Source organism: Undibacterium sp. Ji42W, assembly GCF_049340405.1.
Taxonomy (GTDB): Bacteria; Pseudomonadota; Gammaproteobacteria; order Burkholderiales; family Burkholderiaceae_D; genus Undibacterium.
The window spans coordinates 85912-98003 of record NZ_JBMPOV010000013.1 but is presented as its reverse complement, the minus strand read 5'-3'; the positions used below and the strand labels follow the sequence as shown (position 1 = coordinate 98003).

9 protein-coding genes are annotated in these 12092 nt (G+C 52.6%); 5 read left to right on the top strand and 4 right to left on the bottom strand.

Annotation, left to right across the window (positions count from 1 at the left end):
- The first annotated feature begins 29 nt into the window (after nucleotides 1–29).
- The 3 genes from ACO0LG_RS24720 to ACO0LG_RS24710 are packed head-to-tail and all read left to right on the top strand — an operon-like array spanning nucleotide 30 to nucleotide 3351.
- Complete coding sequence (locus ACO0LG_RS24720) at nucleotides 30–1160, top strand: DUF3570 domain-containing protein (RefSeq protein WP_423030444.1); 1131 nt, start codon at nucleotides 30–32, stop codon at nucleotides 1158–1160.
- Nucleotides 1160–2071 carry an FAD:protein FMN transferase gene (locus ACO0LG_RS24715; protein WP_423030442.1) on the top strand — a complete coding sequence of 304 codons (912 nt, stop codon included), beginning with the start codon at nucleotides 1160–1162 and terminating at the stop codon, nucleotides 2069–2071. Before ACO0LG_RS24720 ends, ACO0LG_RS24715 begins: the two co-directional genes overlap by 1 nt.
- A gap of 23 nt (nucleotides 2072–2094) precedes the next feature.
- Nucleotides 2095–3351 (top strand): DUF4214 domain-containing protein, encoded by a 1257-nt coding sequence (locus ACO0LG_RS24710; RefSeq protein ID WP_423030440.1) that lies wholly within the window; start codon nucleotides 2095–2097, stop codon nucleotides 3349–3351.
- An 88-nt stretch (nucleotides 3352–3439) separates the two neighbouring features.
- On the opposite strand, the gene ACO0LG_RS24705 is transcribed toward ACO0LG_RS24710, so the two are convergent.
- Nucleotides 3440–5269, bottom strand: coding sequence for an AMP-dependent synthetase/ligase (locus ACO0LG_RS24705; RefSeq protein WP_423030438.1), 1830 nt, complete (start codon nucleotides 5267–5269; stop codon nucleotides 3440–3442).
- 472 nt (nucleotides 5270–5741) lie between these two features.
- Nucleotides 5742–6074, bottom strand: a complete 333-nt coding sequence (locus tag ACO0LG_RS24700) for a DUF7674 family protein (protein WP_423030436.1) — start codon at nucleotides 6072–6074, stop codon at nucleotides 5742–5744.
- Nucleotides 6075–6221: 147 nt separating this feature from the next.
- On the opposite strand from ACO0LG_RS24700, the gene ACO0LG_RS24695 reads away from it, so the two are divergent.
- On the top strand, nucleotides 6222–6866 hold the full coding sequence (locus ACO0LG_RS24695; RefSeq protein WP_423030434.1) for a LysE family translocator: 645 nt from the start codon (nucleotides 6222–6224) through the stop codon (nucleotides 6864–6866).
- A gap of 112 nt (nucleotides 6867–6978) precedes the next feature.
- Here ACO0LG_RS24695 and ACO0LG_RS24690 read toward each other — a convergent pair whose 3' ends face one another.
- Nucleotides 6979–7437, bottom strand: a complete 459-nt coding sequence (locus ACO0LG_RS24690) for an Lrp/AsnC ligand binding domain-containing protein (RefSeq protein WP_110254407.1) — start codon at nucleotides 7435–7437, stop codon at nucleotides 6979–6981.
- Nucleotides 7438–7587: 150 nt separating this feature from the next.
- Between ACO0LG_RS24690 and putA the strand changes: the two genes are divergently transcribed.
- The gene (gene putA, locus ACO0LG_RS24685) at nucleotides 7588–11247 is read left to right on the top strand and encodes a trifunctional transcriptional regulator/proline dehydrogenase/L-glutamate gamma-semialdehyde dehydrogenase (RefSeq protein ID WP_423030432.1); all 3660 of its coding nucleotides are present in this window, start codon (nucleotides 7588–7590) and stop codon (nucleotides 11245–11247) included.
- Between the two features lie 42 nt (nucleotides 11248–11289).
- On the opposite strand, the gene ACO0LG_RS24680 is transcribed toward putA, so the two are convergent.
- The gene (locus ACO0LG_RS24680) at nucleotides 11290–12051 is read right to left on the bottom strand and encodes an AraC family transcriptional regulator (RefSeq protein ID WP_423030430.1); all 762 of its coding nucleotides are present in this window, start codon (nucleotides 12049–12051) and stop codon (nucleotides 11290–11292) included.
- Nucleotides 12052–12092: the final 41 nt, after the last annotated feature.

Genomic DNA, 12092 nt, shown 5'->3' with positions numbered 1-12092 from the left:
ATGAGCATGATTAAGACCAGGAAAAAAGCATGAAACCAGTCAAGCCCATAACTCCTGACAATTTCGCCAGCACCTTGCTGGCCGCTGCACTGGCCTTGCCCATGATGCAGGCAGCACACGCAGAATCAGCGCCAGACAAAGGTCTCATCAGCCTCAAATTACTTGATTACAAAGACAGCCAGCCCGGTGAAGACCGCGTCAAGGTACAGGCCAGTGCGCTGAAGATCATGGCGCCCTTGTCCGACGAATGGTCGGTCGGCGCGACTTATGTGACGGACAGTATCTCCGGCGCCTCGCCAGCCTTCCATAGCTATGGCCTGGTCAAGCTCAGGGACTTTCGCCGTGCGCTGGATGCTGAAGTCACCCGCTATTTCGCGCACCATACCCTGACCCTGGGTGCCAGTGCATCGAGCGAATCCGATTATATTTCGCGTGGCATGTCACTGCAGGGCAGCCAGTTCAGTGAAGATAAAAATACCACCTGGACTGCGGGCCTGGGTTTTGCCAATGACACTGTCAGCGCCTCGACCGGCAAGGTGAGGGGTGAAAACAAGCAGGTGACTGACGCCCTGCTGGGTCTGACCCAGGTCATGAGCATGAATGACATTGTGCAGGTCAATTTTAGTCTCGCGCATGCCAAAGGCTATCTTTCTGATCCTTACAAGGCTTTTGACAAGCGCCCGGATGAGCGCAACAGCTATACACTGTTGACACGCTGGAACCACCATTTCGATGGCACAGGCGGCAGTGCGCGTATCAGCTACCGTTATTTTGGCGATAGCTGGAAGATCAGGTCGCATACCTTCAATCTGGAATATACCCAGCCTTTTGGCAAGGGCTGGAGCGTCACACCGCTTGTGCGTTTTTACAGCCAGAGCGCAGCCAGTTTTTATGTTGATGCGCAGCCGGACATCTATCCGTTTGCCCCCAACCCGCCAGATGGTGCCCAGAATTATTCTGAAGACCAGAGGGTATCCGCCTATGGCGCACGCACTGTGGGTATCAAGGTGGCCAAGCAGATCAATGAAGACTGGCAGGTCGATGTGAAATTTGAGCAATACCAGCAACGTGCCTCATACCGTCTGTTTGGCAGTGGCAGCACGGGCTTATTGCCGTTTGATGCCAAGACCATACAGCTTGGCTTGTCGCGGCAGTTTTAGTGAATGAATTTGGTTTTATGCAGATTTACCGTATCCCTTTCAAGGCCATGGCCAGCACCTGTGAAGTCGTTATCGCGGATACCGCTGAGCAGACTATGTTTGCCAAAGCACAGGAAGCGATTGCCGAAGTGCGCAGGATAGAGGTCAAGTATTCGCGTTACAGACCAGACAGCATAGTCTCGCGCATCAATGCCGAGGCAGGTAATGATGCCGTGGTCTGCGATCCAGAAACCGTGGCCCTGTTTGATTATGCCCAGGCCCTGCACCAGGCCAGTGATGGCTTGTTCGATATCACGGCAGGTATCTTGCGCCAGGCCTGGGATTTCAAGAGCCAGAGAGTACCAGCAGCAAATGAGTTACAGGCTTTATGCCAGCGCATAGGCTGGGAAAAGGTAGAAAGAACAAATAACAAGCTGAGACTGCCACAGGCAGGCATGGAAATCGATTTTGGTGGCTTTGGCAAAGAGTATGCGGCAGACCGGGCAGCGGCTGTGCTGGAAGCCGCAGGCGTCACGCATGGCTATGTGAACCTCGGTGGTGATATAAGGGTGCTTGGCCCCAAGCCGGATGGCCAACCCTGGGTCATGGGCATACAAGACCCGCGCCAGCAAGACAAGATCGCGGCCAGCATCCCTTTGACGGCAGGGGCGCTGGCAACCAGTGGTGATTATGAAAGATATTGTGAAGTGGGCGGGCAGCGTTATTGCCATATCCTTAACCCACATACAGGCATGCCGGTGAATCACTGGCGCAGCATCAGCGTGCTGGCGCCACTGGCGGCATTGGCTGGCAGTTGCACGACGATAGGCATGTTGAAACAAGCGGATGCGCTAGCGTATCTGCAGCAAACCGGACTGCGTTTTCTGGCAATTGACCAGCAAGGCATAGTACACACTCAGGCTGCGGCCTGAACCAAGAACTTGAGGAGTGCATCATGGCAACAATAGTTGGCGACGACGGCAATAACACCTGGACCGTCATTAATCCATCCACCTTTACGCTCGATGGCAAGGGCGGTGTCGACACGCTGATTCTGGGTACTTCCTTGCGTTCGGAGTACAAAATTACGCTAGCGGCAGACGGTTCTGTGCATGTCGATACGCTCTCTGGTGCCAGTGGCGAGTTGCATGCGACCCTGTTGAACATGGAAAGACTGGTCTTCAACAACGGCAAAGATGTTTTGGACCTGCTGAGCTTTTTTGGCGATACCACTCCACCGTCAGTGATCAGTTTCAGTCCGGCCACACTGGCCAATGGTGTAGCAACCAATAGCGACATCGTCTTGACCTTCAGTGAAACAGTGAAGGCCGGCAGCGGCACCGTCAGCCTCATGAATGCCGATGGTAGTGTGGTTGCCACCTACGATATTGCACAAAGCAATAATGTTACGGTCAGCGGCAATACTGTCACCATCAACCCCACCAATGACCTGAATAATGGCAGCACTTACAAGCTGAACATACCTTCTGGTGCGATCAAGGACGTGGCTGGCAATAACTTCATCGGTACCAGTAGTTATTCGTTCACTACGGTGGCCAAGGCTGTGCCAGGCGGCATTGTAGGCACGGCAGGCAATGACAACCTGAACGGAACGGCTGGTAACGACAGTTTCAACGGCCTGGCCGGGAATGACTTCATCAATGGTGGAGCTGGCCTGGATACCGCCATTTATGCAGGCAAACGGGCTGACTTCATCATTAGCACAGCAGGTGCCAATTTTACTGTGCAGGATAAAACCGGGGCGGAGGGCACGGATACTGTCAGCCAGGTAGAACGTTTGCAATTTGCCGACATGTCGGTCGCGCTGGATATCAATAGCACGGCTGGCGTGGCTTACCGCATTTATCAGGCGGCCTTCAACCGCACGCCGGATTTACCAGGCCTGGGTTACTGGATAGGGCAGATGGACAAGGGGTCAACCCTGAACCAAGTTGCTGCCAGCTTCGTCATTTCAGCGGAGTTCAAGCAATTGTATGGAGCGAATATCTCTGACAATGCCTTCCTGACAGCTCTGTACAGCAATGTGCTGCACCGGGCACCGGACCAGGCAGGCTTTGATTATTGGAATGGGCAGGTCAGCAAGGGCATGACAAGAGCCGACATACTCGCCAGCTTTAGCGAGAGTACAGAAAATCAGGTACAGGTAGTGGCCAAGATACAGAACGGTATAGATTTCATCCCGTTTGGTTAGAAACATTCATGCGGATGCTAGAGTCAGCAGCATCCGCATGTGAATAATTCTGGACTTATCAACAGCAATTAAGATCAACCACAATCTATCAACGCGTGTAAACAGCCTTGATATCTTGGGCAAAATGCGCCAGCAAGTTATTGCGCTTGAGCTTCAGGGTAGGCGTGATCAGGGTGTTTTCGACCGTCCACGGTTCCAGCGTCAAAATCGCCGCGCGTGGTTGAGCGTAGTAGGGAAAGTTCTTCGTCAACGCCTTGATACGCTGCACGACCACTTTTTGGGCCTGTGGTGACCTAAGGCTGGCAGCATCGTCAGGGTTTAAGCCCAGCGAGCTGGACAATTCCAGCCAGTAAGCACGGCTCAGCACGACAGCGCAGGCAATGAACGGTGAGTTCTCACCAAATGCATAAGCCTGCTCAAACACCACGTCATTCATGATCGCCAGTTCCAGATCAACCGGGGCGATTTTTTCACCTGTCGAGGTGACGATGATTTCTTTCACACGGCCCAGGATACGCACCCGGCCATCAATTATCGACGCCTGGTCTCCAGTACGCAACCAGCCATCGATAAAGGTCTTGGCGGTATCTTCTTCCCGCTTCCAGTAACCGCGCATGACATTCGGGCCACGTACCTGCAATTCTGCATTCTCGCCTATACGCACTTCTACATTTTCAACAGCGCGGCCGACGGTGGCCGGATCATTATCATCCGGCGCATTAAAGGAAACCACAGGGGCAGTCTCGGTCATGCCATAACCCTGCACGATGGGTATGCCCAGGCCGAGGAAGCATTGCGAAATTGTTTGTGACAAGGCCGCACCACCACTGACAGCCACCCGCAAGCGCCCACCAAACTGGTTCTTGAGTTTGCTGGCAATCAAAGGTTCCAGCACCAGCCAGCGCAGGCTGTCGAACAAGGCTGTCATGCCATCGCCCTTGAGCAAACCCTGATTACGACTAAAACGGCGCCAGCCAGTGGCAATCGCCATATTAAACAAATTCGCCTGGAGTTTGGACGCCGACAGTTTGGTCTGGATCACGCCATACACACGCTCATAAATACGCGGCACAGAAATCAAGATCGTTGGCCGCACGTCCAGCAAGTCTTGCGGCAATTGCTTGACCGAGCGCGAGAAGGCAACGCAGGCACCTGCCGCCACTGGCAGGTAATAACCGGCAGTGCGCTCAAAGGTATGCGACAAGGGCAGGAAAGATAAAAACACATCAGTGATGACAGGCGACACCCTGTGGACAACTGCCTTGACGTTCGACACCACATTGGTATGCGTCAGCATGACACCCTTGGGTTTGCCGGTCGTGCCCGAGGTGTAGACCAGGGCTGCCAGGTCATCGGCTGCCGGGGCGTTTACAGTGGGCTGCAGATGCGCTGCGCTGGCCAGCCATTCATCGATTTGCATGACAGGAACACTGGCTGGCAAGGCTGCCGCCTCCAGCGTTTTTTCAAGAACAACAACCTGGCGCAAGGCGGGCAACTCCAGACCTACACCGGCAATTTCTTTCCATTGTCTGTCTGTCGCCGCGATCAAAAACGCGGCATCGCTGTCACTGAGGATATAGGCAATACTGGCCGGGTTATCCAGCGCATGCATGGGTACCGGCACAAAACCGCAAGCCTGCACCGCCTGGTCCATGCAGACGGCATGCAAGCCATTCGGCAGCAGTATGGCAACACGCGAACCGTGCTCCAGCGCCAATGGCGACAGGGATTTGATAAAACCCTGCATGCGTCCCTGTGTCTGTTGCCATGAATAAGATATCCATTGGTTTTTTAGCTCGTCAAATTGCCGGTAGGCTTCTGCATCAGGGGTTTGTGCAACCCGCCAGGCAAATAATTCTGCCAGGGTTTGCACTGTGGATAAGTCTGGGGATATGGTTGTTTGCGCAGAGATAGACATGAAATACTGGAGAAATTGAACAAGCTAGCGGCAAGCTTCCACCGGACCCGGTGAACACTTTTAATTTTTCGAAATTAAACGAAAATGCCTGCTAAAAACGACATTATGCAACAAATTGGAAAAGGGATTATTGCGGGAGCACAAAACGCCCGATTCAGAACTACGCCGCCAACTTGAAGAAAAACGCTATGCCGCCTGTAAAAACCCAAAACAGCACAGTCGTCGCCAGGTCACGCGATATCTGCAAATCAATTTTATGCAAAAGCAGCGCAGCCACAAGCCTGGCACCGCATTAAAGATTTGCCGTTTTCTGCGGCACATGCATGGCAAACCCAGTCGTAGTCAAGGGGCTTTTTCATCATTGCTGTCTTTTAAAAAAATGATCAATTCCACCAATAGGGTGCGCCATGCGCACCATCTGCTTGAATCACAAAGAAAAACCCGGTGCGCACGGCGCACCCTACTATAGAAGTCAGGCGATATCACCCCACATGGCAACATAGCGTTGTTTTAAGTTAGCTGGCAGCCATGGCCAGGCATGTTTCTTTTGCTTAAGAGGTAGTCCATAAAACAATTCTTCTACATCATATACATCAATATATTCTCTGCTTATCTCGTCGGCTGTTCTCAACAATTCGGACATTAGCAACAGATGCGACTGCACGACTTGCCGGTTATCTTCACGCATGGCCTGTGTAGTTAGCCTGGCGAACTCCCCCATCATCTCTGTCGTGCAAATGGCGATACTACGATGCCGCTTTGCAATGAGCATCATACGCCTCGCCACATCAGGAAATGTTCTCATGATATTCAGCAAAAGTTTTTTGACGCTGGGATGAATAGGCATAAATGTAGTGAAAGATAGTTGATGAATCGCTGCACAGAAGATCGGTCTGGTTTTCATTGCCGATTATAATAAAGCCCTTGTCCGCCCATCTACTTAGGAGTATTCATGTTAGGCACACAAGACCTTGTCCAGTTTATCATCGCCGGTATTTTGCTCAATATCGCCCCCGGGCCCGATTCCATCCTCATCATGACACGCAGCGCAACGCAGGGCTGGCGTGCTGGCTCAGCAGCAGCTATGGGCATAGGTACGGGTACGCTGGTGCACATCATGGCTGCGGCGCTGGGTTTGTCGGCTTTGCTCGCTACTTCTGCAACGGCTTTCACTATTGTCAAACTGGCTGGTGCGGCTTATCTTTTATATATAGGTACGTCCATGCTGTTAAGCAGGGCAAAATCTGCTGAAGCGAATACGGAGTCTACAGCTAGCCTGCCGGTACTCAGCCATCGAAAGATTTTCATGCAGGGCTTTCTGACGAATATCCTGAACCCGAAAGTCGCGATTTTCTTTTTGGCTTTTGTGCCGCAATTTATTGCCGCCGATGCCAGCAACAAGCCACTGGCCTTGATCGTCCTGGGTTGCATCTTCAATTTTAATGGCATGTTGTGGTGCCACTTCCTCGCTATCTCGACTGCATTTGCGAGACAGCGCATGCGTGTCAATCAGGCTGTCACGCTGTGGCTGAACCGTTTCATTGGTGTGATGTTTGTTTCTTTCGGTATTAAGCTGGCGTTATCGGGCAAGCATTGATGGGGAATCTGGCACGTAAATGAAAACATGCCGCGTCTACAAAGAATGCGGCATGTATGCCAGGCTCATAAAGAGTCTGAAGAGTATCAGTGATGAAATGCCTGCTGAATAGTTATTTAATCGGCAGACAACTGGTATTTTTAACTTCTTCCATCACTGCATAGGTATGCGTTTCGCGCACGCCGTTCAATTGCAGCAGTGATTTACCAAGAAAGTCGCGGTAGGCATTCATGTCTTTGACACGCGCCTTGACGAGGTAGTCGAAGCCACCGGCCACCATATGGCATTCCAACACTTCAGGGATGGCTTGTACGCCACGCCGGAAAGCGTCGAACACGTCTGGTGTCGTGCGGTCGAGCACAACTTCTATGAAAACCAACAGGGCCACATCGAGCAGATGCGGATTGAGCTGGGCTGTGTATCCTAGTATGTAGCCGGACTCTTGCAGCTTGCGCACGCGTTCCAGGCAGGCAGCAGGGGAAAGATTTACCCTTGTTGCCAATTCTACATTACTGATACGGCCATCGTTTTGCAATTCGGCCAGAATTCTTTTACTGATTTTGTCGAGCATAAGAAGTCAAAAATCGTCAGTGTGGTGGTTAATAATATTCGGCATAATTTTCTCACAAAATAGAAAATTTCGATATATGTTCTGATTTCCAGAATTAATCCTCGAAGAGCATCTATACAATGAAATCATATTTGTTTTGATTATTTTTATATGATTGTGATGACTGTGCCAACTAATAACACGCCTTTTTCTGCCCTGCAAGCAGAGCTGCTCCCTCCTGCCAGCCCCCTCAGGACTGCCATAACTGAAGCATACCGCCGATCAGAACCAGATGCTGTGCAATGGCTGCTCGGTAATGTAAATGCGCATGAGGACCAGCAAAAGAGTGTTGCAGAACTGGCACACCGCCTGGTCACCAATGTCCGCCAGCAACGTACCCGTGCTTCCGGCGTTGATGCCCTGATGCATGAATTTTCTTTGTCGTCCGAAGAAGGGGTGGCCCTGATGTGCCTGGCCGAGGCCTTGTTGCGCATCCCCGATCACCAGACGGCTGATCGCCTGATTGCCGACAAGATCAGCAAAGGCGACTGGCGCAAGCACTTGGGTGAATCGCCTTCATTGTTCGTCAATGCCGCCACCTGGGGCTTGCTGGTAACTGGCAAGCTGGTCAGCACGAATAGCGAACAAAGCCTGGGCTCTGCCCTGACACGCCTGATCGCTAAGGGTGGCGAACCGTTGATACGCAAAGGCGTTGATATGGCCATGCGCATGCTGGGCAACCAGTTCGTCACCGGCCAAACTATAGAAGAAGCCCTGAAAAACAGCCAGGACAATGAAAAACGCGGCTACCGCTATTCTTATGACATGCTTGGTGAAGCGGCGCTGACAGGCAAGGATGCGGCCTTCTATTACAAAGCCTATGAAACCGCGATCCATGCGATAGGCAAGGCCTCGAATGGTCGTGGCATTAAAAATGGCCCTGGTATTTCAGTCAAACTGTCTGCCCTGCACCCGCGTTATTCACGCGCTCAGCGTGAGCGCACGATGAGTGAATTGCTGCCCTTGCTGAAAAAATTGCTGTTGCTGGCCAAACAATACAATATCGGCCTGAATATCGATGCAGAAGAAACCGACAGGCTGGAATTGTCGTTGGATCTGATGGAAGCACTGGCTTTTGATACCGACCTCAAGGGTTTTGAAGGTATAGGTTTTGTCGTACAGGGCTATCAAAAACGCTGCCCCTTCGTCATCGATTATCTGGTTGATCTGGCTCGCCGCAGTGGCAGCAAGTTCATGATACGCCTGGTCAAGGGAGCGTATTGGGATGCAGAAATCAAGCGTTCGCAAGTCGATGGCATGAGTGGTTTCCCGGTGTACACCCGCAAGGTGTATACCGATCTGTCTTACCTGGCTTGCGCACAAAAACTGCTGGCTGCGACTGATGTGATTTATCCACAGTTTGCCACGCACAATGCCCTGACTTTGTCGACCATCTATACCTGGGCACAAAAAGCCGGTATCACTGATTATGAATTCCAGTGTCTGCACGGTATGGGTGAGACCTTGTATGACCAGGTCGTTGGCAAAGACAAGCTGGACAAGCCTTGCCGTATCTATGCACCGGTGGGCTCTCACCAGACTTTACTAGCCTACCTGGTGCGCCGTCTGCTGGAAAACGGTGCGAACTCTTCCTTCGTCAACCAGATTGTTGATGAAAATGTGTCGATAGAATCCATGCTGGCTGACCCTATCGCCGTTTCGCGTGAACTGGGTGGAGCACCACATGCAGTCATTGCCTTGCCCAAGGATTTGTTTGGCAAGGAAAGAAAAAATTCTTCTGGCCTGGATTTTTCCAATGAGCTGGAACTGCAAAAAATAAGCGCCCACTTTGCTGAGAGCAGCCAACACACCCTGATCGCAGCACCTATCCTCCACGGCCAGGTATCTGCTACCCAGGCACGCCCTGTGAATAACCCGGCTAACCAGCTTGATATCGTTGGCGAGGTCATCGAAGCCGATGCCCAGGATGTGCAAACAGCCCTGCATGCAGCAGAACAATATGCCATGGACTGGCAAACCACAGCCCCGGTAGAACGTGCCGCCGCCCTGAAAAAAGCCGCCGATTTGCTGGAAGCGCAAACCCTGGATTTCATGGCGCTGGCAATACGCGAAGCCGGTAAATCCCTGCCAAATGCACTGGCAGAAGTACGCGAAGCTGTCGATTTTTTGCGCTATTACGCAGTCCAGGTAGAAAGCTTGCCAAATACCCAGGCCTTGGGGCCGGTCGTCTGTATCAGCCCATGGAATTTCCCGCTGGCCATCTTCATTGGTGAAGTCAGTGCCGCGCTGGCGGCCGGTAACGTCGTGCTGGCCAAACCGGCTGAGCAAACCCCGCTGATTGCCTATCGCGCCATACAGCTTATGCATGAAGCTGGCGTGCCGCGTGGTGCCCTGCAATTCTTGCCAGGCACGGGAGAAGTCGTTGGTGCGCAGTTGGTGGCTGATCACCGCGTCAAGGGTGTGATCTTTACAGGCTCTACTGAAGTCGCACAAATCATCAACCGCACGCTGGCGAAACGTGCTGTGGCTGAAGGCATCGATATCCCGCTGATTGCAGAAACAGGTGGCCAGAATGCCATGATCGTTGACAGCAGCGCCTTGCCCGAGCAAGTCGTCAATGATGTCTTGTCCTCAGCTTTTGACAGTGCCGGCCAGCGTTGCTCTGCCCTGCGCGTACTGTGCCTGCAAGAAGATATCGCCGACAAGACCATAGAAATGCTGCACGGTGCCATGCAGGAATTGCGCATAGGCCAGACTGACCGCCTGGCCATTGATATCGGCCCAGTCATCGATGCCGAAGCACAAAACAACCTGATGAGCCATATCAATAGCATGCGTGGCAAGGCCAAGTCTTTTTACACTCTTGATCTGGCACCTGCCTGCCGCGCTGGTACTTTTGTGGCACCAACAGTCATAGAAATTGCCAATCTCGACGACCTGAAAAAAGAAGTATTTGGCCCGGTACTGCACGTTTTGCGTTACAAGCGTAATGATTTGCCCGCATTGATAGACCAGATCAATGGCACCGGTTTTGGTTTAACCCTGGGTATCCATACCCGCATTGATGAAACCATTGATTTCATCATCTCCCGCGCTCATGTCGGCAATATCTATGTGAACCGCAATATCGTCGGTGCAGTAGTGGGTGTACAACCATTTGGTGGTGAAGGTAAATCCGGTACCGGCCCCAAAGCTGGCGGCCCGCTGTACCTGAAGCGCCTGCAACGCACACCCGTCACTGGTCTGGGTGGACATACCGTGTATGAACGCCAGTCACCACCTGCCCTCGAAGCCTTGCTGGTCTGGGCGCAAAAACAGGGTCACCAAAAAATCGCGGAGCTGGGTGAACACTATGCCCACAACAGCCCTTACAAAGTGACCCAGGTCTTGCCTGGCCCAACTGGCGAGCGCAACACCCTGTCATTTGCGCCGCGTGGCCGCATCTTTTGCGCGGCAACTACAGTCCATTGCATCATCAACCAATTGGCGGCAACACTGGCCACTGGCAACCTGCCTGTCTTGCCTGCACAAACCCTGGCTATCCTGCCTGCGGGCTTGCCAGCCGAAGTCAGCAAGCTCATCATCGCTGCTGAAGCAGAACAATGCGGTGCACAACTGGCATTGGTGGAAGGTGGCTTGTTGTCGCATTACAAGCTGTTGTTTGCCGGTCTGGATGACGCCATCGTCTCCGTTGTAGAAACCCAGGACCATGCAGAAATACCATTGTGGCGTCTGATGGCTGAACGGGCACTCTGTGTGAATACCACCGCTGCGGGTGGCAATGCGAGTTTGATGACACTGGCGACCTGATCGTTTTCTATACTGTTGCCGTAAAGAAAAAGCTTCTGATCTTCAGGAGCTTTTTTTATCTGCAGTGCCAATAAAATCCGTGGGTGTCAGCATGGTGACCTGACGGAAGGCACATGAAAATGAAGCGGTACTGGCAAACCCTAATTCTGCAGCCACCTGCGCAATCGCTACTCCCCGGGCTAGTCTGTCCATCGCCAGCACGATACGCGCCCGTTGCCGCCAAAGTTTGAAAGTGAGCCCGGTTTCGGCCTGGAACACACGGCTCAAGGTGCGCACTGAGGTGGCGGCGCGTGAGGCTATTTCATTCACACTCAATTGATTACGACGGTCGCCAAAAGCGACATTGGCAATGCGCTGCCCAACGGCGCTCGTGGGCAAGGGAATAAACGTAGGTGCATGTGCTGTTTCAGTCAGTTCGTGCAGCATTAAGCGGACGACAAGTTCGCTCTTGCCCGCTGTAGCATTGCTTGCAAAAGCGGTATCAAGCAGGGTGCGCATGAGTGGGGTTATCCGCAATGCAAATGCCCGCTCCAGGGGTATTGGCGGAGCCCAGGCTTTTAAGATCGATGGCTCCCAGTACACCATCCAGAGTTCGGCATCCGTCAGCACCTCGACATGGTGCTCAACCCCTGCCGGTATCCACACCGCAAGCTGGCTGGGCACAAGCCAGCGTCCCTCTCCTGTATGTACTTGTACCATCCCCGAGGCGGCAAAAGTCAGTTGCGCCTGCCCGTGGGAATGCATGGGTTCACCGCCGCCCTGCAATTTGACGCCACGGTGAAGACTAAAAGATGCTTGCTGCACATTGGCCTTTCAGCGATGCATGCTGGCATCACATCGTAAAG

Excerpts from the sequence above, each read along its gene's own strand:
- ACO0LG_RS24720 (WP_423030444.1), top strand. The coding sequence starts at position 30 with ATGAAACCAGTCAAGCCCATAACTCCTGACAATTTCGCCAGCACCTTG.
- ACO0LG_RS24710 (WP_423030440.1), top strand. The coding sequence starts at position 2,095 with ATGGCAACAATAGTTGGCGACGACGGCAATAACACCTGGACCGTCATT.
- ACO0LG_RS24705 (WP_423030438.1), bottom strand. The coding sequence starts at position 5,269 with ATGTCTATCTCTGCGCAAACAACCATATCCCCAGACTTATCCACAGTG.
- ACO0LG_RS24700 (WP_423030436.1), bottom strand. The coding sequence starts at position 6,074 with ATGAGAACATTTCCTGATGTGGCGAGGCGTATGATGCTCATTGCAAAG.
- ACO0LG_RS24695 (WP_423030434.1), top strand. The coding sequence starts at position 6,222 with ATGTTAGGCACACAAGACCTTGTCCAGTTTATCATCGCCGGTATTTTG.
- ACO0LG_RS24690 (WP_110254407.1), bottom strand. The coding sequence starts at position 7,437 with ATGCTCGACAAAATCAGTAAAAGAATTCTGGCCGAATTGCAAAACGAT.
- putA (WP_423030432.1), top strand. The coding sequence starts at position 7,588 with ATGATTGTGATGACTGTGCCAACTAATAACACGCCTTTTTCTGCCCTG.